The sequence below is a fragment of the Kribbella sp. NPDC043289 genome, assembly GCF_056436705.1.
The window spans coordinates 1020169-1039608 of sequence record NZ_JBWKCB010000001.1 but is presented as its reverse complement, the minus strand read 5'-3'; the positions used below and the strand labels follow the sequence as shown (position 1 = coordinate 1039608).

General features: G+C 67.7%; 24 protein-coding genes. 15 read left to right on the top strand and 9 right to left on the bottom strand.

Going from position 1 to position 19440, the window contains the following annotated elements:
• The first annotated feature begins 16 nt into the window (after positions 1–16).
• The 5 genes from AC0662_RS04905 (at position 17) to AC0662_RS04885 (ending at position 3441) form a co-directional block, all read left to right on the top strand.
• Positions 17–394 carry an ArsR/SmtB family transcription factor gene (locus AC0662_RS04905; RefSeq protein ID WP_478298599.1) on the top strand — a complete coding sequence of 126 codons (378 nt, stop codon included), beginning with the start codon at positions 17–19 and terminating at the stop codon, positions 392–394.
• Between the two features lie 130 nt (positions 395–524).
• Positions 525–875 carry a hypothetical protein gene (locus AC0662_RS04900; RefSeq protein WP_478298597.1) on the top strand — a complete coding sequence of 117 codons (351 nt, stop codon included), beginning with the start codon at positions 525–527 and terminating at the stop codon, positions 873–875.
• 142 nt (positions 876–1017) lie between these two features.
• Positions 1018–1932, top strand: a complete 915-nt coding sequence (locus tag AC0662_RS04895) for a cation diffusion facilitator family transporter (RefSeq protein WP_452198350.1) — start codon at positions 1018–1020, stop codon at positions 1930–1932.
• Positions 1933–1946: 14 nt separating this feature from the next.
• Positions 1947–2558: a methyltransferase family protein gene (locus tag AC0662_RS04890; protein ID WP_478298595.1), complete on the top strand. Its 612-nt coding sequence runs from the start codon at positions 1947–1949 to the stop codon at positions 2556–2558.
• A 61-nt stretch (positions 2559–2619) separates the two neighbouring features.
• The gene (locus AC0662_RS04885) at positions 2620–3441 is read left to right on the top strand and encodes an undecaprenyl-diphosphate phosphatase (protein WP_478298593.1); all 822 of its coding nucleotides are present in this window, start codon (positions 2620–2622) and stop codon (positions 3439–3441) included.
• A 3-nt stretch (positions 3442–3444) separates the two neighbouring features.
• Here the strand turns inward: AC0662_RS04885 and AC0662_RS04880 are convergent, their stop codons facing one another.
• Positions 3445–4170, bottom strand: coding sequence for an NUDIX hydrolase (locus AC0662_RS04880; RefSeq protein WP_478298591.1), 726 nt, complete (start codon positions 4168–4170; stop codon positions 3445–3447).
• A gap of 48 nt (positions 4171–4218) precedes the next feature.
• On the opposite strand from AC0662_RS04880, the gene nadC reads away from it, so the two are divergent.
• Genes nadC through nadB form a run of 3 tightly spaced genes read left to right on the top strand, consistent with a single transcriptional unit; the run spans position 4219 to position 7606 of the window.
• Complete coding sequence (gene nadC / locus AC0662_RS04875) at positions 4219–5097, top strand: carboxylating nicotinate-nucleotide diphosphorylase (RefSeq protein WP_478298589.1); 879 nt, start codon at positions 4219–4221, stop codon at positions 5095–5097.
• A gap of 29 nt (positions 5098–5126) precedes the next feature.
• Positions 5127–6095: a quinolinate synthase NadA gene (nadA, locus tag AC0662_RS04870; RefSeq protein ID WP_452198341.1), complete on the top strand. Its 969-nt coding sequence runs from the start codon at positions 5127–5129 to the stop codon at positions 6093–6095.
• Positions 6092–7606, top strand: coding sequence for an L-aspartate oxidase (gene nadB, locus AC0662_RS04865; protein WP_478298587.1), 1515 nt, complete (start codon positions 6092–6094; stop codon positions 7604–7606). Before nadA ends, nadB begins: the two co-directional genes overlap by 4 nt.
• 14 nt (positions 7607–7620) lie before the next feature.
• On the opposite strand, the gene AC0662_RS04860 is transcribed toward nadB, so the two are convergent.
• Positions 7621–8016 (bottom strand): hypothetical protein, encoded by a 396-nt coding sequence (locus AC0662_RS04860; RefSeq protein ID WP_478298585.1) that lies wholly within the window; start codon positions 8014–8016, stop codon positions 7621–7623.
• Positions 8017–8226: 210 nt separating this feature from the next.
• On the opposite strand from AC0662_RS04860, the gene AC0662_RS04855 reads away from it, so the two are divergent.
• The 6 genes from AC0662_RS04855 to AC0662_RS04830 all read left to right on the top strand — a co-directional run bounded on the left by AC0662_RS04855 (position 8227) and on the right by AC0662_RS04830 (position 13062).
• Positions 8227–8574: a nuclear transport factor 2 family protein gene (locus AC0662_RS04855; protein ID WP_452198336.1), complete on the top strand. Its 348-nt coding sequence runs from the start codon at positions 8227–8229 to the stop codon at positions 8572–8574.
• A gap of 138 nt (positions 8575–8712) precedes the next feature.
• Entirely contained in the window at positions 8713–9642 is a 930-nt protein-coding gene (locus AC0662_RS04850) for an ABC transporter ATP-binding protein (protein WP_478298583.1), read from the top strand.
• A complete protein-coding gene (locus AC0662_RS04845; RefSeq protein WP_452198332.1) occupies positions 9639–10487 on the top strand; it encodes a hypothetical protein in 849 nt (282 codons plus the stop codon). The genes AC0662_RS04850 and AC0662_RS04845 overlap by 4 nt, the downstream gene beginning before the upstream one ends.
• A 46-nt stretch (positions 10488–10533) precedes the next feature.
• Positions 10534–11841: a sensor histidine kinase gene (locus AC0662_RS04840; RefSeq protein WP_478298581.1), complete on the top strand. Its 1308-nt coding sequence runs from the start codon at positions 10534–10536 to the stop codon at positions 11839–11841.
• On the top strand, positions 11838–12503 hold the full coding sequence (locus AC0662_RS04835) for a response regulator (RefSeq protein ID WP_478298579.1): 666 nt from the start codon (positions 11838–11840) through the stop codon (positions 12501–12503). Before AC0662_RS04840 ends, AC0662_RS04835 begins: the two co-directional genes overlap by 4 nt.
• Before the next feature lie 136 nt (positions 12504–12639).
• Entirely contained in the window at positions 12640–13062 is a 423-nt protein-coding gene (locus tag AC0662_RS04830) for a hypothetical protein (RefSeq protein WP_478298577.1), read from the top strand.
• A gap of 159 nt (positions 13063–13221) precedes the next feature.
• Here AC0662_RS04830 and AC0662_RS04825 read toward each other — a convergent pair whose 3' ends face one another.
• Positions 13222–14097 (bottom strand): hypothetical protein, encoded by an 876-nt coding sequence (locus tag AC0662_RS04825; RefSeq protein ID WP_478298575.1) that lies wholly within the window; start codon positions 14095–14097, stop codon positions 13222–13224.
• Entirely contained in the window at positions 14094–14588 is a 495-nt protein-coding gene (locus AC0662_RS04820; RefSeq protein ID WP_452198324.1) for a SigE family RNA polymerase sigma factor, read from the bottom strand. The genes AC0662_RS04825 and AC0662_RS04820 overlap by 4 nt, the downstream gene beginning before the upstream one ends.
• A gap of 298 nt (positions 14589–14886) precedes the next feature.
• Between AC0662_RS04820 and AC0662_RS04815 the strand changes: the two genes are divergently transcribed.
• Positions 14887–15540 (top strand): Bax inhibitor-1/YccA family protein, encoded by a 654-nt coding sequence (locus tag AC0662_RS04815; protein ID WP_452198322.1) that lies wholly within the window; start codon positions 14887–14889, stop codon positions 15538–15540.
• Between the two features lie 4 nt (positions 15541–15544).
• On the opposite strand, the gene AC0662_RS04810 is transcribed toward AC0662_RS04815, so the two are convergent.
• From AC0662_RS04810 to AC0662_RS04790, 5 genes are all read right to left on the bottom strand, one after another.
• Positions 15545–16354 carry an alpha/beta fold hydrolase gene (locus AC0662_RS04810; protein WP_478298573.1) on the bottom strand — a complete coding sequence of 270 codons (810 nt, stop codon included), beginning with the start codon at positions 16352–16354 and terminating at the stop codon, positions 15545–15547.
• A gap of 31 nt (positions 16355–16385) precedes the next feature.
• Positions 16386–16613 (bottom strand): hypothetical protein, encoded by a 228-nt coding sequence (locus AC0662_RS04805; protein ID WP_478298571.1) that lies wholly within the window; start codon positions 16611–16613, stop codon positions 16386–16388.
• A gap of 107 nt (positions 16614–16720) precedes the next feature.
• Entirely contained in the window at positions 16721–17161 is a 441-nt protein-coding gene (locus tag AC0662_RS04800) for a hypothetical protein (RefSeq protein WP_478298569.1), read from the bottom strand.
• A 314-nt stretch (positions 17162–17475) separates the two neighbouring features.
• Positions 17476–18444 carry an aldo/keto reductase gene (locus tag AC0662_RS04795; protein ID WP_478298567.1) on the bottom strand — a complete coding sequence of 323 codons (969 nt, stop codon included), beginning with the start codon at positions 18442–18444 and terminating at the stop codon, positions 17476–17478.
• A gap of 2 nt (positions 18445–18446) precedes the next feature.
• Positions 18447–19352, bottom strand: a complete 906-nt coding sequence (locus AC0662_RS04790) for a helix-turn-helix transcriptional regulator (protein WP_478298565.1) — start codon at positions 19350–19352, stop codon at positions 18447–18449.
• Positions 19353–19440 lie beyond the last annotated feature (88 nt).

The window sequence follows — 19440 nt, the reverse complement described above, 5'->3', positions numbered from 1 at the left end:
GGGCTACCATCGACCCATGCACTCGTCGATCGAAGACTTCGAGATGCCGAACGAGGAGCAGGTACACCTCGCGGCCGAGTCGTTCCGCCTGCTCGCCGACCCGACCCGGATCAAGGTGCTCTGGGCCCTCCTGCAGGGCGAATCGTCGGTGGCGTGTCTGGCCGAACTCGCCGGCGCCGCCCCGACCGCCGTCAGTCAGCATCTCGCCAAACTCCGCCTCGCCGGCCTCGTCAAAGGCCGCCGCGAAGGCACCTTCGTCTACTACTCGGCCGCCGACGACCACGTCCAGGGTCTCCTGGCCCAAGCCCTCTTCCACGCCGACCACATCGACCGCGGCTCAGCGGTCGGCCACGGTCCGAACGACGCCGCACCACGAAACGCAGCCACTCCGTAACCTGGTGGCGCAAGGGAATCCCGCGTGGGGATGGTCACAGCGCGTAGGGAACCATCCGACTGTCGGTGAGCGTTGTCCGCTGTGGATGCCGATTGACCCGGGAGGTGGCATGGGCCGATGGACGGCCGCGGTGATCACCGCGGTGCTCGCGGCTCTGCTGTTCCACGGCACTCTTTCGCACACCGTCGTACAGTCGGTCGCAATCGAGCGTGCTGCCGAACGTACCGACCTCGGGGTCGTCGATACCGCGGACGGCGACCCAGCGCACGACTCAGAACACCCGCCGGCCTCGGACACGGAGCGCCTCGCGATCTCCGGCGCCGGTCAGGCCCAACCGGGAACCGATGCCGCCGCTCTGTCGGCGGATGGCATCGTCGACGCGCGTGCCACGACGTTGCACTCCCGCCTGGCACGTGACCACCAGGCCCGGAGTGTCCGTATCGCGCCCTGCTCCATCGCGTTGCAGATCTTCCGCTGCTGACAGACCCACGCGCCTGGATCCGTTGCTGACCCCCGCGACCTCATGTCACGGCCTCGACAAGCAACGCCCGCCGCCGCTACATTGCACATATGAAGAGATCTGCAGATGTGGCCTTTAGCAACCGAAAGTCGGCCGAGTCGGCATGAGCGGGCACGGACACGGGCACCCGACAGCCACCGGAGAGCACCGGCGCGCACTGATCGGCGCCTTGATCGCGTCGCTCGCCATCCTGGTTGTCGAAGTGGTCGGCGCCATGGTGTCCGGCAGCCTCGCACTGCTCGCCGACGCCGGACACGTCGTCGCGGACTCCAGCGGCGTCGCCCTGGCACTCGCCGCGGCAACACTCGCTGCCCGCCCGCCGAGCGGCCGGCGCACGTTCGGCTGGGCCCGGGCCGAGATCCTGGCCGCCGCCGCGAACGGCCTGATCCTGACCGGAATGGGCCTCTACGTCCTCGTCCAGGGCGTACGCCGCCTCGTCGAACCGGGCCAGGTCGAAGCGGGATCGATGGGCATGTTCGCGCTTGTCGGGCTATTGGGAAACCTGGTCGCGCTGGCGCTGCTCTTCCGTGCCCGCGGCGCAAGCCTGAACCTGCGGGGCGCGTTCCTGGAGGTCGCCACCGACACGGCGGCCTCGGTCGGCGTTCTGATCGCCGCGATCGTCATCGCCACCACCGGATTCGTCCGCGCCGACGCTCTCGTCTCCGTGGCGATCGGGTTGCTGATCCTGCCGCGGGCGGTACGTCTGCTGCGTGACGCCGTACACATCCTGCTCGAGGCCGCACCCGGCGACATCGACCTTGACGAGCTCCGGCGGAACATCGAAACCGTGGAACACGTCACCGAGGTCCACGACCTGCACGTCACCACAGTGACCTCCGGTCAGCCGGTCCTCTCTGCGCATGTCGTGGTCGAGGAGACGTGTTTCCAGGACGGTTACGCTCCCCGGCTACTCGATCAATTGCAGGCGCGCGTCAGGAAGGACTTCGACGTCGAGCACGCGACATTCCAGCTCGAGCCGAGCGGACATGTCCGACACGAACAACCCCAGCACGCCTAATGGATGGTGACCGGATGGCAATGGCAATCGCCGCACTTGCGCTCTGCGCGACCTGGCTGACAGTCGTCTTCGGCTGGCGCAGTCTCGACCAACGCCGCCGTACGGGCGACACCGGCTTCCGCCGACTCACCGGCCGGCCCGGAACCGCTGCCTGGTGGGCCGGACGCCTGTTCGCCCTCGCGTTGATCGCCGGCCTGCTTGCGCCACTCGCGGATCTCTTCGGCCTCCCGACGATCCCCGGCCTGCAGCACACAACCATCGGCATTCTCGGCGGCGTCGTCGCCGTACTCGGAGGCGTCGGGACCGTTGTGGCCCAACACGCCATGGGTACGACGTGGCGCGTCGGGGTCGATGCACACGAACGGACCGATCTGGTGTCGACCGGCCTCTTCCGCCTCTCCCGCAACCCGTTCTTCACCTTCACGGCCGTCGCAGCGGCAGGACTCGCGGCAATGACCCCCAACCTCGTCGCCATCGCCGCACTCGTCACCCTCATCACCGCCATCCAACTCCAGGTCCGCGTGGTCGAGGAACCACACCTAACCAGGCTCCACGGCACGACGTACCGCAACTACGCAGCCGCAGTCGGCCGATTCGTCCCACTGCTGGGCCGCAGTGGCAGGTGAGCGGCCAGTGCCAACCCGGCCGCTCAGCTGAGGCTCAGAATTGGCTGCTAGCTTCGCGCCGGTGAACTGGTTCTCCGCCGTCGTCCTCGGCCTCGTTCAGGGACTCACCGAGTTCCTTCCCATCTCCTCGTCGGCCCACCAGCGGGTCGTCGCTGTCCTGGCCGGCTGGCCCGACCCCGGCGCAGCCTTCACCGCGGTCACACAGCTCGGCACCGAGGCCGCCGTACTGATCTACTTCCGGCGTGACATCGCCCGGATCATCGCGACCTGGTCGAGATCACTCGTACGCCGCGAACTGCGCAGCGACCCGGACGCCAAGCTCGGTTGGTACGTGATCATCGGAACCATCCCGATCGCCGCACTCGGCCTCGTCCTGCAGGATCACATCGAAACCGCGTTCCGCGATCTGCGGCTGGTCGCCGCGGCGCTGATCGGCTTCGGCATCGTTCTGGGGATCGCCGACCGCGTCGCCGCCGACGACAAGCCACTCACCCGGCTCACGAGCGGCAACGCCATCGCGTACGGATTCGCCCAGGCGCTGGCGCTGATCCCCGGCGTGTCCCGCTCCGGCGGCACCATCACCGCCGGACTCCTCATGGGCTACCGGCGCGAGGCCGCCGCCCGCTACTCGTTCCTGCTCGCGATTCCCGCCGTACTCGCCTCCGGGCTCCTCCAGCTCACCAAGATCGGAACCGATGGCGACACCCCGGCCTGGGGACCGACACTGCTCGCGACGGGCATCGCGTTCGTCGTCGGGTACGCCGCCATCGCCTGGTTCCTGCGCTACATCACCACCCACAGCTTCACCGGCTTCGTCATCTACCGGATCGCGCTGGGAACCGTCCTTCTAGGCCTCACAACCACGGGAGCACTGCCGCACTGAACGTCAGCGTGGTGGGCGGAGTACGGCGAACGGATCGGTGACGGTCAGCTCGCGGGCCACGAACTTGTAGACGGTCGCTGGACGGCCGCCGCTCTGGCCCGGGCTGGCTCGCCGTTCGGTCGGGTCGATCACGTGCCTGCGGGTCAGGACGCGGGTGAGATTCGTGGCGCCGAGCTCATAGCCGAGCGCGGCACCGAACAGATCACGGAGCTCCGCGATGGTGAACTCCAGCGGCGCCAGCGCGAAACCGATATTCGTGTACGACAGTTTCGCGCGCAACCGCGCGACCGCGGCCTCGATGAAGAAGTGATGATCGAACGCGGTCCGCGGCAACTCGTCGACCGGGTGCCACAGCGTGTCGGACGGAAGCTTCGGCTGTACGTCGGACGGCACCAGACCCAGATAGGCCGTCGCCAGCACGCGGGCCCGCGGATCACGATCGATCGCACTGTGCGTGGCCAACTGCTCGAGATGCGCGACGTCGCGTACGTCGACCTTCGTCGCAAGGTGCCCGGTGATGGCGTCCCGGAGCCGCTCGGTGGACTCTACCCCGCCACCAGGAAGCGCCCAACGGGCGCGGAACGGGCTCTGTCCGCGTTTCCACAGCAGCACACACAGCCTGCCGTCGCGAACGGACAGGACCACGGCGAGCACCTCGTGCGGGTAGCTGGGGAAGTTAACCGGATCACCTTTCTTGGCTGCGAGCACGAGGCCGATGGTAGCGTGCATCTAGTTATCGCCTCGGAAGCGAAAACATCACGGAGAGCAGGACAGCAGATGCAACTGACGACGGAGACGGTCCGGACCGCGGTGGCGGCCGCACTGATCGAGGACCAGGCGGCAGACGATGTCACCACCCGATGGAGCGTCCCGGAGGCGCTGGAGGTCGAGGCGACGATGATCGCCAAGCAGTCCGGTCGCGTGGCCGGCCTGACTGTCGTACAGGAGGTGTACGCCGCCGTCGATCCCACCGTGAAGGTACGGGCAGCTGTTGCCGACGGCGATCCGGTGGTCCCGGGGCAGCCGCTGGCGTGGATCAGCGGCGCGGCGCGGTCGGTCATCACCGGCGAGCGCGTGGCGCTGAACTTCGCACAACGGATGTCGGGCATCGCAACCCTCACGTCGGCATTCGTCGCCGCGATCGGAGCGCGTCCGGTCGCGCTCCTCGACACGCGAAAGACAGCACCCGGCCTCCGGGCCATGGACAAGTACGCCGTGAGTTGCGGCGGCGGCACCAATCACCGGCTCGACCTGTCCGCCATGGTGCTGCTCAAGGAGAACCATCTGGCCGCGGCCGGCGGCGTCCTTCCGGCCGTTCGCCGAGTTCGGGAGGGCATGTCCGCGGACGACAACGCCGTGGCGATCGAGGTCGAAGTCACCACTGCCGACGAGGCTCGCGAAGCGCTGGGCTGCCAGGTCGAGTGGATCCTGCTGGACAACATGACGGTCGAGCAGATGGCCCAGATCGTCGAGCAGCGCAACACCTCCGGCTCCACCACCCGACTCGAAGCCTCCGGCAACATCACCCTGGACACCATTGCGGAGGTCGCCGCCACCGGCGTCGATGCCATCTCGGTCGGCGCCCTGACCCACTCCCCTACTGCACTTGACATCAGCCTGCTGGTGGCCTTGCCATCTCCAGTTATCGCTCAATAAGCGAAAACTCCCCGAAAGAAGGACCTGTTGTGACCACAGCAATCACCTGGCAGGAAGAGGTACGTCGCCTCGCCCAGGAGCGCGATGCGGTGATACTCGCCCACAACTACCAGGAACCGGCGATCCAGGACGTGGCCGACCACGTCGGCGACTCACTCGCACTGTCGCGCATCGCGGCGAGTACCGATGCGTCCACGATCGTGTTCTGCGGCGTGCACTTCATGGCGGAAACCGCCAAGCTTCTCAGCCCGGACAAGACCGTGCTGATCCCGACGGCCCAGGCGGGCTGCTCGCTGGCGGACACCATCGATGCCGACCAGCTTCGGGCCTGGAAGGCTGAGCACCCCGACGCCGTTGTTGTTGCCTATGTCAACACGAGCGCGGCGGTGAAGGCCGAGGCGGACGTCTGCTGCACGTCGTCCAACGCGGTGGACGTGGTGAACTCGATTCCGGCGGATCGGCCGATCCTGTTCCTGCCCGACCAGTTCCTCGGCGCGCACGTCCGGCGGCAGACCGGCCGGGACAACATCGAGGTGTGGATGGGCGAGTGTCATGTGCATGCCGGCATCAGCGCGGCCGACCTGCGCGCTCAGGTAGCCGCCGATCCCGAGGCCGAGGTCCTCGTGCACCCCGAGTGCGGCTGCGCGTCATCGGCCATCTGGCTCGCCGGCGTGGGCGATCTTCCGGCCGAGCGAACCCACATCCTGTCCACCGCCGGCATGCTGGACACCGCTCGCGGCCTGACTTCGAAGACGGCTCTGGTCGCGACGGAGATCGGCATGCTCCACCAACTGCGCAAGGTCAACCAGCAGACGACGTTCCTGCCGGTGAACCCGAAGGCCTCGTGCCGCTTCATGAAGATGATCACCCCGGAGCTGCTGGTGCGGTGCCTACGGGAGGGACGCGACGAGATCCAGCTGCCGCCTGAGGTCGTCGAGCGGGCCCGGCGTTCGGTCGAGCGGATGGTTGCCATCGGCAAGCCTGCGGGTGCTCGATGACGCGCGTGGCCGATGTCGTCGTCATCGGCTCCGGCGTGGCGGGCCTGTCGACCGCACTCGGTCTCGCGGCGACCCGTCGGGTGATCCTGCTCAGTGCCGGCGACGGCAGCACGCCCTGGGCGCAGGGCGGCATCTCGGCCGCGTACGGCGATGACGATCCGCTCGACCACTGGCACGACACCGAGGTTGCGGGCGCGGGATTCTGCGATCCCCGCAACGTACGGGCGTTGGTCGAGGAGGGACCGCAGCGGCTTGCCGAACTCATCGCTCACGGGGCGCGCTTCGACCGCAACGGTGACGGCTCGCTGTCGAGGACCTTGGAGGGCGGCCACAGCCGTCCCCGGGTCGTGCACGCCGGCGGCGACGCCACCGGCGCTGAGGTCCATCGCGCGCTCCTCGCCGCCCTGCAGCGAAGCAACGTTCAGACGGTGACCGGGCGTACCGTCGGTCTGCTGCAGTCGGAGTCCGGAAGCGTGGTCGGGGTGCTTGTCGAGACGGGCACCGAGCTCACACAGATCGAGGCGCGCGCCGTCGTACTGGCCACTGGCGGTATCGGCAACGCGTACCTGGCCAGCACCAATCCCGCGGCGGTGCGCGGTGACGGGATCGCCTTGGCGTTGCGCGCCGGTGCGTCGCTGGTGGACATGGAGTTCGTCCAGTTCCATCCGACCGCGCTCCACACCGGGGAGACGAGCGGCCAGTTGCCCCTGGTCACCGAGGCGGTCCGTGGCGAAGGCGCCGTACTGCGCGACGTCCACGGCCGTCGGATCATGGCCGGACGGCATCCGCAGGCCGACCTGGCGCCACGAGACATCGTCGCCCGGGCGATCGAGGCGACGATGCGCCGCGACGGATCCGACCATGTCTGGCTGGATGCGACAGCGGTCGCGCCGGACGTACTCCGGAAGCGGTTCCCGACCGTACTGGCCTCGTGCGCACGCATCGGCGTCGACCTCTTGTCCGAGCAGATCCCGGTCGCGCCGGCCGAACACTTCCTGTGCGGCGGCGTTCGGACCGATCGGAACGGCGCAACCGACGTACCCGGCCTGTACGCCGTCGGCGAGGTCGCCGCGACCGGCGTCCACGGGGCCAACCGGCTCGCCTCGAACAGCCTGCTGGAAGGACTCGTCTTCGGGCGACGCGTCGCAGCGGCCTTGACCCTCGACCTCCCCGCGAAGGACCTCGGCCGCACCCGTGAGGTCACGCTCGGCGATGATCGTCAGCCGGAGCTGATTCGCACGATCCTGAGCAGGTACGCCGGCATCCGTCGCGACGGCGCCGGTCTGAACGCCGCCACGGACGAGCTCGACGCCCTCGGTACCGGACCGCTAGCGACGGTGGCGCGGGCTGTCGTCGTCGCGGCGACCGCACGGCAGGACAGCCGCGGCTGCCACTGGCGTTCCGACTATCCGCAGGCCGACGAACGATGGGACGAGCACATCGTCGTACGCCTCAACCAGGAAGGCCGACCGACTACGCGCCGACTTCTTTCCTCGGCGTCTTCGGCGTAGCTGCGTAGTGGTGGTCAGTCTGTGGTTCGCGGGCGGCGGAGGTGTCTGCTCAGCGCGGTGCAGCCGACGAAGACGATCAGGGAGAGGAGCGCGTAAACCGCGGCGTGGTCCAGGAGCAGGAGCCAGCCCGGGCCGAGAAGTGTCGGTAGCGCGATCGCGACACCGATACCGAAGGCCGGCACTCGCTGGCGGATCGACAGTACGACGACGGTGACCATGGTCACGAGCATTCCGGCGAGGATGCCGGGGAGAAAGCCGGCCGCGACTCCCAGGCAGTCCTCGTCGGGTTCACACTCCATCGACCCGACCACGCCCAACACGATCGCGACGACCACGCCGACCCCCACACCGAGGCCCACGGCACGCACCAAGCTGAACCAAACCGCCTGCGACCAGCTACGTTCACGCATCAGAGCACGGTACGACACCCACGGGTCGCCACCTGCCCGAGACCGTCGACAGGCTCTGTTTCACGCCAACCGACAGGTGTAGCGTCGATTAGACAGAACGCGTGGCATCGTCGATCACGCGCCGGCCCGCCGATAGGTGCCCTTGGCATCGATTCGGTGCATCCCCTTGCCGGCTTCAGGGCTCAGCTGCAGTTCAGGAAGGGGAACGCCATGGCAGACGACAACGTCCAGCACAACCTCAAGGGTATGGACGACCTCGACTTCACCGGGTGGAACAACGCCGACTGGGACGGTGTCTTCGCCGACCACCACACCGACGACGTCCTCGTCGACTGGAAAGGCCAGCCGCCGACGACGGGTGTCGCGCAGCACATCGACGCGATGAAGGCGTTCGTCGAATCGGCAGGGGGAACGCCGCCGCAGATCACTGCCCACCCGATCTCTTTCGGTTCCGGAGAGTGGACCTGCGTCGTCGGCGAGTTCGAGGGCGGCGGCCGGATGGTCACCGTCGCCAAGTGGCGCGACGGCGCGATCGCCGAGGAATACATCTGGTCGTAACCCTCGCAGTGGGTAGTACCCCGGTACGACGCGCAGCCCGAAGATCAGGCCGCGGTACCACGATCGGGCGCGTCACGCTGCCTAGCTTGGACGACGAGAGCGACCGAGCACCTGGTGCATGGAGTCAAGGGCGGCGTGATGATCGAGGCACGACAACTGAGCAAGAAGTACGGCGAGACGATCGCGGTCGACGGGCTGGAATTCACCGTGCGACCTGGTTCCGTGACCGGGTTCCTCGGACCGAACGGTGCGGGCAAGTCAACGACGATGCGCATGATCATCGGACTCGACGCTCCCAGCCACGGCACGGTCACCGTCAACGGGAAGCACTACCGGGACCACGCCGCTCCGCTTCAGGAGGTCGGAGCGCTACTGGAGGCCAAATCCGTCCATCCGGGCCGCACCGCCATCAACCACCTGCTCGCCCAGGCCTACACGCACGGAATCCCCCGCAGGCGCGTCGACGAGGTCATCGAGCTCACCGGCCTGCAGTCCGTGGCGAAGAAGCGCGCCGGCCAATTCTCGCTCGGCATGGGACAGCGGCTGGGAATCGCGTCGGCCCTCCTCGGCGATCCGGCAACTGTCATGCTCGACGAGCCAGTGAACGGCCTCGACCCTGAAGGCGTCCTCTGGATCCGCAACCTCCTGACCGGACTCGCCGCCGACGGCAGGACCGTTTTCGTCTCCTCCCACTTGATGAGCGAGATGGCCCTGGTCGCCGAGCGACTGATCATCGTCGGACGCGGTCGCCTGCTGGCCGACACGAGCGTCGATGAACTCGTGCGCGAGGCCGGTGGCGACACCGTGCGAGTCCTGACCGCGGATCCGGCGAGACTGCGCGACGTACTGGCGGGGCCGGGCGTGGAAGTCGTCGGGCGATCTGGTTCCGAGGAACTCGAGATCACCGGGCTCTCGGCTCGCTCCGTCGGAACGACCGCGGCCGAACACGGCATCGCGTTGTACGAACTGACCACGAAGAAGGTGTCCCTGGAGAAGGCGTTCATGGATCTGACGCGGGACGATGTCGTCTACCACGGCACCACCGAGCTCGCGGAGCGTGCAGCATGAGCGTCGTCGCGTCGCCGAAGCCCTCCGGCAGCGGATCGGCGGTTTCCGAGAAGCCGCGGTACCGCGTCACCGGTCCTCGGGTTCTCCGCTCGGAAACCGCCAAGCTCTGGTCCCTACGCTCGACCTGGACCACGCTCGGGCTCGGCCTGCTGTTCTTGATTGCCTTCGGCATCATCGCCGCGGCGCGTTATCACTCGCTCGTCACCTCCGGCCGGCGCATGGACCCTGACTTCGCCGATTCCACCACGCTCAGTCTCGCGCTCTTCGGCGTTCCACTCTCGCAGTTGGCGCTCGGCGTACTGGGCGTTCTGGTCATGGCCGGCGAGTACTCGACCGGGACGATCCGGTCCACGTTGGCCGCCGTTCCGCGCCGACTCCCGGTGTTGTGGTCGAAGGCCGCCGTGTACTTCGTGGTTGCCTTGGCGATCGCTCTGGTCGGGACCTTCACGGCGTTCCTCGTCGACAGTCGAATCCTGACCGGGACGCGGGCCGCGCTGACGATCTCTGACGCGGGCGTCGTACGAAGCCTGTTCGGCGCGACGCTGTACCTCGCCCTGGTCGGCGTACTCGGTGTCGCCCTGGGCGCGATGCTGCGGTCCGTCGCCGGCGCCATCTCGGCTCTGGTGGCGGCGCTCATGCTGGTGCCGGGACTGATCTCGCTACTGCCGACCTCGTGGCACAACGCGATCCAGCCGTACCTTCCGAGCTTCGCGGGCGAGTCGATGTACGCACTGCATCAGGCACCGCACACTCTGTCGCCAGGTCATGGACTTCTGGTCTTCGTCGGGTGGTCAGCCCTGGCCCTCGCTGCGGCCGCCTGGCGCCTCGTACGGAGCGACGCCTGAGCAGCATGAACGGGAACCCGTGTTGATCGACGGTCACAATGGACATGTGACCGCGACTGACAGCGCGCGGACGACGCCGATCGCCGACGCAACCGTCGCCGACCCGGATCCGTTGTGGCAGCACCCCTTGGTACTGCGCCTCGGCCGGATCGGCCGACGGTTGCGGCGCTGGGACCAGGCCCACCCCTGGACACTCGACACCCTGGTGGTCGTCGCGGCCCTGCTGCTCTTCTGCCTACCAGACCTCGTGCGCGACAACCGCCCACGCGAACTCGACGGGTTCTTCGCGCAGATTCCACTCTGGGCGACGGTTGCCCTGCAGGCCGGCCTGATCCTCCCCCTCTTCCTGCGCCGACGAGCACCGATGACGGCTCTCGTCCTGATCGCCACAGTGTTCGCGCTGCAATGGTCGCTGCCGGTGTTTCTCAGGGCCGATGTCGCTCTGTTCATCGCGCTCTACAGCCTGACGCTCCACAGCACGCTCCGGCGACTGCTGCTGGCCTGCGCGATCACCATCGTCGTACTGACACTTGCTCTCGTCCGGATCTCCGCGTTCGCGTCGGTGGCCGAGGTGGCGTTCTTCCTGGTCTGTGCCTCCACGGCGGCTGTCGCTCTCGGGCTCGTCGTCCGGATTCGGCGATCGCAGCTCGCCGGGCTGCGGGAGCGCGCGGCTCGGCTCGAGATCGAGCGAGATCAGCGCAGCGCCCTCGCGGTCGCCGGAGAACGAGCGCGCGTGGCCCGCGAGATGCACGACATCCTCGGGCACAACCTGTCCGTCATCATCCGACTCGCCGACGGCGGAGCGTACGCCGTCCGGACCAATCCTGCGCGAACGGCCGAAGCGCTCACCCTGATCGGCGAGACCGGACGCGAGGCGCTCAACGATCTACGACGTACCCTCGGCGCCCTGCGCGACGAGCCCGCCGTCGCGGACCTCGCACCGCAGCCGGGGATCGCCGACCTCGACGCGCTGTGTGACCGGATCCGGGCGGCGGGACCTCGGCTGACCTATCGGACCGCGGGCGTGCTCCCATCCGACCGCGGTCTGCAGTTGGCGACGTACCGGATCGTGCAGGAAGCGTTGACCAATTCGCTCAAGCACGCTGGCCCGGAGACCGAGGTGCGCGTTTCGCTCGAGGTGCAGCACGATCACCTGCGGATCCTGGCCGAGGACAGCGGCCCGACGCCTGCTTTCCGACCGACGACGCCGACGGCGGACGGACAGGGTCTGATCGGGATGCGCGAGCGGGCCGCACTGTACGGCGGGACAGTCACGGCCGGGCCGTCCAGCGCCGGTGGTTGGACTGTGCACACCGAGCTCGAACTGCCACCCATCGACGAGGGAGCACCGTGACCACCGTCTTGATCGTCGACGATCAGCCCCTGCATCGGCTCGGCCTCCGGATTCTGCTGGAGTCGGTCGACGAGACCCAGGTGGCGGGCGAGGCCGGCAGCGGTTCAGAAGCAGTACGGCGGACCGCGGAGCTGCATCCGGATGTCGTGTTGATGGATATCCGGATGCCTGGGATGGACGGTATCGAGGCGACCCGGCAGATAGTGGCTAGCGGCAACCGGTCTCGCGTGCTGGTGCTGACGACCTTCGACCTCGACGAGTACGCACACGCTGCGCTCAGAGCCGGAGCGAGCGGCTTCCTCCTGAAGGACGCCAGACCGGACGAACTGCTGGGCGGCATCCGCGCAGTCGCCGCCGGCGACGCGATCATCGCCCCCGCCATGACCCGCCGGCTCCTCGACACCTACGCCCACCGCCTGCCGCGCGCCGACCGCGACCACGACGACGCGAAGATCCAAGCCCTCACAGACCGGGAACGCGAGATCCTGGTCGCCATCGCCCACGGCTGGACCAACCCCGAGATCGCCGACCGCCTGCACCTGTCCGAGTCAACCGTCAAAACCCACGTCGGCCGAGTCCTCGCCAAGATCGGCGCCCGCGACCGAGTCCAAGCCGTCATCTTCGCCTACGACGCCGGCCTGGCGTACCCGAATCCTTCCTAGACCCCGGTGACCGTCGAGGCGAGCGGTGGCAGGTTGGTATGCCACCGGCTACACCCCTCGTGCACCGCCACAGCTAATGCCGTGGCACGAGCCACACATCCAGTACAGACTGGCAAAAGGGAGAAGGAGGGGCAGAGTGGAAACCTCGACGATGGCTGCGGCCGAGGCGTTCGTGGCCGACCGGCTCAATGTTGACTTCGCCGGGACCGGGTTGGACACGGTGGAGTTCCGCTACGACCCGTCCTGGTCCCACTCGGCCGGAGATGACGTCATCCTCGTCTGTGGCGGGCACGAGTTCCCGGTCGATGTGGAGGACGTTGAGGCCGCCTGCGCGTTCGCGGCCGACCGGTTGCAGGATGACGCGATGGATGAACTCAACCGTCCATGGCCCGAGCTGATCGGGCCTGGCGGTGAGTACCTGGGCGTGCTGGCGGTGCTGACGGATCCGGGGCCTGGGGTAGCGACCTGGGCGCTGAGAGGGCAGCCGTTCTGCGCGGTCGGGCACCTGCTCCGATCCGTCCAAGCGGCAGGCATGCGCATCAGCACCGCCCCGGAGTAACCGCTCCCGGGCACGAACCACTGCTCGGCGGCAGCACCGATCCAACGCCACCAGTCACCGGAATCAGCCAGGCTTCACGCCCAGATCGTTCTGATTGTCCGCCAGCCTCAACCACCAAATCCCCGTACGGCGCTGTGCTGCGCGTCGGTCAGAATCCGGTCAAGTGCTGATTTTGAAGTTTGCCGATGTCACCAGCTCGGCCAGCTGGTTGGGGGTGAACACCGGTTGCGTCAACGGTGAGCGGCTCTGGTCGTCGGTCTTCTTGGCCTGCGCGAGATACACGACGGTGCCGTCGGGGTGGCGGTAGGCGGCCCATTGGTCGTAGGTGGCGCGGCCCTTTGTGGTGAGTACGCCGACCTTCTTGCCGGCTACGTCGATGACGGTGCAGGTGCCGGTGCCGCCCCAGAAGCGTTGCGCGAGCTTGCATGGGGTTGTCGCCGGCTTGCCGTCGGGGGTGGTTGACTGCGCGAGCAGCTGGCCGACTCGGCCGTCTTTCTGCACGGGGATGATGGCCTGGTAGTCCCAGTAGTCCTGTTCACCGTCATTGGACGCGTACTGGGCTTGCGGCCATCTCATCGGGCGGCCGTCTGCGTACTTCAGGTTCGGCGTGGTGAATCCTGCCGGTACGGACGAGCTCAGCTCATCCATCAGCGCCACAGCCCGGTCGGCGCGTGGGCCCGTGGTCGCCGTACGGTCGATCTGGCCCTCCGGCCACGGGTCCGTAGACTTCCGCGTGGTCGTTGCCTTCGGTGTTACGGTGGCGACGGCTCGCGGCGTGGACACAGGCTGCGGCGTGCCGGTGGCACTCGCCACCATCGGGCCCGTCGGTCGGCCGGCGGTGACATGCGCGACCAGCGCTGGACCGGCCCCGATGCCAACCACCAGCGTGACGGCGGCGGCCCCTGTCAATGCCGCCGTACGGCGCTTGCGCGTTCGGCGGGCCCGGGCGAGGGCGCTCGCAGGGTCCATCGACGGCGGCGGGCTACTGCGCACCATGACGTCGTGCAACGCCTCGCTCAGATCCTCTTTCTTCATCGAACCTTCTCCTCTTCCAGCAGGCCGCGCAGCGTCGCCAGCCCGCGCGCGGCCTGGCTCTTGACATTTCCTGCCGAGCAGTCGAGCAGCGCGGCTGTCTGCTCGACGGACAGGTCCTCCCAGTACCGCAGGACCAGGACGGCGCGTTGCCGCGGCGGCACCTTCGCGAGCGCCTCCAGCAACACGAGCCGTTCGTCGGCGAGGCCGGACGACGGCGTGACGCGTTCGGTCTCCGAAGACCCGACCGACTCGTGCCGGAACCATCCCCGGCGCCGCTCGGACAGGAAGGTCCGCACGAGCGTCTGCCTGGTGTAGCTGTCCATGACCTCGTGCCGCTGGATCCGGCGCCACGCGAGATAGATCTTCGTGAACGTCTGCTGAACCAAGTCCTCCGCGCGATGCCAGTCGCCGCACAGCAGGTACGCCGTACCGCGCATGGCGTCCGACCGCGCCGCGAAGTACGCCTCGAACGCGGCGTCCCGGTCACTCATGTGCCCTCCAGATCCTCGGTACCGGGTTAGACACGCCTACGAGTGCAAAGTTGGTTGCATCGGCCCGGCCATCAATTCATCGGCCGCGGCGTACTCCTCACGAGGTAGCGCCGTGAACGACCGTTCCACCGTCGCCGACGAACTCATCCTGAACCCCTTGGCGGTGAGGTAGATGCCGAAGGTGGAAGGGTCGCGGGGTTTCTTCAGGTGCCCGGCGTGGCGGACCAGTGGGAAGCCCTGGTGTGACGTGGCCGCTCGAGGCCCATGGTGGAGGTAAGCACTCACGGAAGGCAGGAAGATGAGCTCAACCACCGCACCGACCGGGGTGATCGGCCGGGATCGGGCCCGGAGTCTGTTCGCGCAGACGATGCAGTACGTCGCCGGCACCACCGCACTGTTCGCGCTCGGGGCATACCTCGGCCGCAATCTGCACGGCGTGGTCGGCATCATCGCCTTCATCGCGGCGTTCGGCGCGCTGATCGGCATGCAGTTCGCGGCCCGGCGCTCGGCCGGGACAGCGCTTCTCCTGCTCGGCGCCTTCGGTCTTCTCCTGGGACTCGCGATCGCGCCGACGCTCGCCTACTACGCCTCGGTCGCCCCGAGCGCCTTCTGGCAGGCGGGCGGCGCGACGGCTCTCTTCGTCGCCGGCTTCGGCGCCGCGGGCTGGGCGACGCGCCGCGATCTGACGGTCCTCGCACGAATCGGGACCTGGGCGCTCGTCGGCCTGCTCCTGTTCGGCGTCGTACTCATCTTCGTCCGGATCCCGAACGGCGCGCTGATCTACTCGGTCCTCGGCCTGGTGATCTTCGCCGGACTGATCGCGTTCGACTTCCAGCGGCTGCGGAGGTCGCGCGACATCGCGTCCGCTCCGCTGATGGCCGCCTCGATCTTCCTGGACATCCTGAACGTGTTCTTGTTCTTCCTGCAGATCTTCTCCCGGTCCAGCCAGTAGGAGCTCACGGCAGCCGGACAGCATCCAGAATCGTCGCGGCGTACTCGGTAGGGGTGTCCTCCCAGGCGAAGTGACCGGACTCCAGCACCACGAGCCGGTTGTTCGGCAGGCGCTCAGCCAGGAATTCGGCGTTGGCCAGCGGTACGACGCGGTCGCCGGTGGCACCGATGACGGTCACGCGGGTCGCGATCGCCGGCAGGAGCTCCGCGAGTACGGGAAGCTCTGCGGGATAGCGGCGTACATAGGCCAGCGACTCGTAGAACCGGTCGCCTTTGTACGACGTCAGGTAGTCGGCCCGGATCTCATCCGGTACGTCGCTCGCGTGCGTGTCCATCGCCACGTTGACGACGGTGTGTGGGTCGACCTTCCGGTACTTCTCCAGGTCCGTGTCGAGCACCCACGACTTGAGCGGATCGCCCAGTTGCAGGGGAACCGCCACTCCCCCGGCGCCGACGACCAGACCGGCGAACAACTCGGGATAGTCGGTGGCCGCGAACAGCGCCGCCGCAGTACCGACGTCAGGCGCCACGACGTACGGTCGCCCCAGGTCCAGCTCACCGACCACGCGGCTGAGGAAGCTGCCCATCGCGCGCGGCGACATCAGATCGTCGCGGCGTTCCGACTGGCCGAATCCGGGGAGATCGATCGCGACGAGGCGGGCTGCTTCGGCCAGCGTCGGCCAGATCGGCGCGAACGCATACAGGCTTTCCGGCCAAGGGCTGGTCAGCAGGATCGTCGAGCCGCGCGAGCCTTTGCTGTCGGCGTAGCGGATCCGGAGCCCGTCGACAGTACGGAACTGCAGATCAGGAATCATGCTCGTCCCTTCCTGCCCGCGTTCGTCTGGCTCAGCCGAACGTGAAGGCGTAGGCGTGGACGCCGGGTTGTTGGAAGACGATCTCGAAGGTTCGGTCGATGATGGGTCCGGGCTGACGGAGGAGTTGGTAGACGCCGGGATGATCGAGCAATCCATTGCCCTCGGCATCTACGTCTGCTCCGTGCGAGGTCAGCGGTGGCGACCCGTCGATGCCCGTTCCGAACGCAGTTTCTGGTACAGACCGGCGTGCGCGCGGCATCCCCCATCCCCTCCCGCGCGACGACATCACTCTAACCGCGAGCACAGACCGGCGAAATGGTCCGTTCCGCAGCATCGGCCCCCCGTTCACCGGGTATCACGCTGCGCTCAGGACCGCTGCTCGATCGCGTGCACCGACTTCTTGAACGCGTTCGCGAGGACGCCCTTTCCGACGCTCGCGAACAGTGCGGCGAACACCTTGCCGCGGAAGTTCTTGCCGTCGCGGACGATCGTGTAATGGATATCCGTCGCACCGTCGGCCCGCGGAGTCAGGTCGTAGACGTGACCGGAGTCGCCGCCCCAGACGTTCGAGTCGGTGGTCTTCAGGACGATGTGTCGCGGGTTCGACCAGTCGTAGCTCAGCCGTTCCCAGACACCGTTCGACCCCTCGGTCACATCGGCGTGGTCGACGCCCTTCTCGTGCACCACCAGGTCCTTGTCGGTGCTGTTCCCGAACAGCTCCCTCCGGCCCGGCCCGAAGTCGGTCAGGCCCTCGACGAACTGCTCCGGCGTCGACTTGGTGTTCGCGTGCAACTGGATCGTGGTCATCGCAGATTCTCCTTCAACTGGTTCCTGTCTCTGCCCACCACGATGCCCCTGCGCGCCCCGGTACCGCGTCCGGTGAAGTCACTGGTCCCACCCACGGGCCGGTCACGTGCCTACGGGAAAGCTGTCGGATGCTGCAGCGCCGATGACGGAGTCGCGATGACGAGGCGTATCGCCCGACCGTAGCTCCCTGTGGCGGACAGTGTCTCTGCCGTGAGCGATGCGAACCTGCCGTCCTGGGCCGACACACACTGGTAGACCGCGTGGCCGCCGAGCTCCCCGCTTGGAGCTCATGAAGCTGGACTACGCCTAGCTGGTCACCACCAGTACGGTTCCTGCGGCATGTAGGGAGCTTCGAGGGCCTCAAGTTCCGTGTTCCTGAGGGCAACGTTGAGGGACTTGATTGCCTCGGTGAGGTGGTGGGGCTTGGTGGCGCCGACGATGGGGGCGGCGACGACCGGTTTGGTCAGGAGCCAGGCGATCGCGATCTGTGCCATCGAGACGCCGCGTGCTTCGGCGAGGGTCTGTACGGCGTTCACGATCGGGCCGTCGGCGGGACTGTCGAAGGTTTTCGCGACCTCGTCGACCGCGGACCGGGACGTCTGCGTGCCCCACGGGCGCGTGAGGCGGCCCTTGGCCTGCGGTGAGTACGGGATGCTGCTGACGCCGAGATCGAGGCACATCGGCAGCATCTCGCGTTCCTCTTCGCGTTTGAGCAGGTTGTACTGGTCCTGCATCGACACGAACGGCGTCCACCCGTGCAGCGCCGCGGCATGCTGGAGTTTCGCGAACTGCCAGGCCCACATAGACGACGCGCCGAGATAGCGGACCTTGCCGGCCCGTACGACGTCGTACAGGGCCTCCATCGTTTCCTCGACCGGTGTGTCGGGGTCGAAGCGGTGGATCTGGTAGACATCGATGTAGTCGGTGCCCAGTCGGGTGAGTGAGCCGTCGACCTGTTCGAGGATGGCCTTGCGGGACAGGCCGCTGCCTCCGGGTCCGTCGTGCATCCGTCCGGACACCTTCGTCGCGAGCACGATGTCCTCGCGGCGCGAGTAGCGGGTGATCGCGCGGCCGACGTACTCCTCCGAACTCCCGAGTTGGTAGACGTTGGCCGTGTCCCAGAACGTCACGCCGAGCTCGATCGCCTGCCGGAAGAACGGTTGCGCGGCGTCTTCGTCCAGGGTCCAGCTGTGCAGACCGCGGGTCGGATCGCCGTAGCTCATGCATCCGAGCGCGATCCGGCTGACCTCGAGCCCGGACCGGCCGAGCCTGGTGTACTCCATCGTCAGCCCTGCGCCGGCTGACGGGCGTCGAACGTGGTGGCGGCCCAGCTGGCGAGCAGCTTCATTCCTTCTTCGGACGGTGAATCCGGCTCGGGCGTGTAGGCCGTGAGGGTGAGACCTGAGTCGGCGGTCAGTTCCATCGCTTCGAAGCCGAAGGTGAGTTCGCCGACGGCGGGGTGCCGGAAGTGTTTGACGCCGGTCCGGTGGACCCGTACGTCGTGGGCCGCCCACCGGGTACGGAAGTCGCTGCTGCGGGTGGAGAGTTCGCCGACGAGGGCGCTGAGGTCACGGTCGTGTGGATCGTGGCCGGCGGCGGCTCGCAGCAGCTGGACGCAGGTGTTCGTCGCCTCCTCGAAGTTCGGGAAGAACTCGCGCGCGCTCGGGTCGAGGAAGTGGAACCGGGCCAGGTTCGGCGGGGAGATCTCGCTGGTTCGGGTCGGGCTGTCGAACACCGGCGCGTAGAGCGCTCGACCGAGCAGGTTGGTGCCGAGGATGTCGAGGCGCCCGGTGCGGACGAACGCGGCCGTCGTACTCATCGAATCGAGGACCCGCTGGACGGTGGGCCGGATCTGATGCGTACGGCGGCGGCGCTGACCAACCGGTGCGCTGGGCCGGCCGGAAGCGTTGGCGGCGCGGGCGAGGTCATACAGGTAGATCCGTTCGGCTTCGTCCAGCTGAAGAGCGTCAGCGATTGCATCCAGAACGCTGTCCGAGGCGCCGGCGAGGTTCCCCTTCTCCAGCCGGGTGTAGTAGTCGACCGATACCCCGGCGAGCAGTGCGGCTTCCTCGCGCCTCAGGCCGGGTACGCGGCGATGGCCGCCGTAATGGCTCAGCCCCGCCTGCTCGGGCGTGATCTTCGCGCGCCGGGTCACCAGGAAGTCGCGGGCCTCGCTGCTCTTCTGGTTCACGCCTCCACGGTACGGGGCCCACGCCGTACGAGAGAGGTTCTGCTGGTACCTGGAAGAGCTCGACCTGCCGCACGAACGGCAAGCGCGG

Excerpts from the sequence above, each read along its gene's own strand:
- AC0662_RS04810 (WP_478298573.1), bottom strand. The coding sequence starts at position 16,354 with ATGATTCCTGATCTGCAGTTCCGTACTGTCGACGGGCTCCGGATCCGC.
- AC0662_RS04805 (WP_478298571.1), bottom strand. The coding sequence starts at position 16,613 with ATGCCGCGCGCACGCCGGTCTGTACCAGAAACTGCGTTCGGAACGGGC.
- AC0662_RS04795 (WP_478298567.1), bottom strand. The coding sequence starts at position 18,444 with ATGGAGTACACCAGGCTCGGCCGGTCCGGGCTCGAGGTCAGCCGGATC.
- AC0662_RS04880 (WP_478298591.1), bottom strand. The coding sequence starts at position 4,170 with ATGCACGCTACCATCGGCCTCGTGCTCGCAGCCAAGAAAGGTGATCCG.
- AC0662_RS04855 (WP_452198336.1), top strand. The coding sequence starts at position 8,227 with ATGGCAGACGACAACGTCCAGCACAACCTCAAGGGTATGGACGACCTC.
- nadC (WP_478298589.1), top strand. The coding sequence starts at position 4,219 with ATGCAACTGACGACGGAGACGGTCCGGACCGCGGTGGCGGCCGCACTG.
- AC0662_RS04815 (WP_452198322.1), top strand. The coding sequence starts at position 14,887 with ATGAGCTCAACCACCGCACCGACCGGGGTGATCGGCCGGGATCGGGCC.
- AC0662_RS04825 (WP_478298575.1), bottom strand. The coding sequence starts at position 14,097 with ATGAAGAAAGAGGATCTGAGCGAGGCGTTGCACGACGTCATGGTGCGC.
- AC0662_RS04890 (WP_478298595.1), top strand. The coding sequence starts at position 1,947 with ATGGCAATGGCAATCGCCGCACTTGCGCTCTGCGCGACCTGGCTGACA.
- AC0662_RS04860 (WP_478298585.1), bottom strand. The coding sequence starts at position 8,016 with ATGCGTGAACGTAGCTGGTCGCAGGCGGTTTGGTTCAGCTTGGTGCGT.
- nadB (WP_478298587.1), top strand. The coding sequence starts at position 6,092 with ATGACGCGCGTGGCCGATGTCGTCGTCATCGGCTCCGGCGTGGCGGGC.
- AC0662_RS04800 (WP_478298569.1), bottom strand. The coding sequence starts at position 17,161 with ATGACCACGATCCAGTTGCACGCGAACACCAAGTCGACGCCGGAGCAG.
- AC0662_RS04820 (WP_452198324.1), bottom strand. The coding sequence starts at position 14,588 with ATGAGTGACCGGGACGCCGCGTTCGAGGCGTACTTCGCGGCGCGGTCG.
- AC0662_RS04905 (WP_478298599.1), top strand. The coding sequence starts at position 17 with ATGCACTCGTCGATCGAAGACTTCGAGATGCCGAACGAGGAGCAGGTA.
- AC0662_RS04895 (WP_452198350.1), top strand. The coding sequence starts at position 1,018 with ATGAGCGGGCACGGACACGGGCACCCGACAGCCACCGGAGAGCACCGG.
- AC0662_RS04850 (WP_478298583.1), top strand. The coding sequence starts at position 8,713 with ATGATCGAGGCACGACAACTGAGCAAGAAGTACGGCGAGACGATCGCG.
- AC0662_RS04845 (WP_452198332.1), top strand. The coding sequence starts at position 9,639 with ATGAGCGTCGTCGCGTCGCCGAAGCCCTCCGGCAGCGGATCGGCGGTT.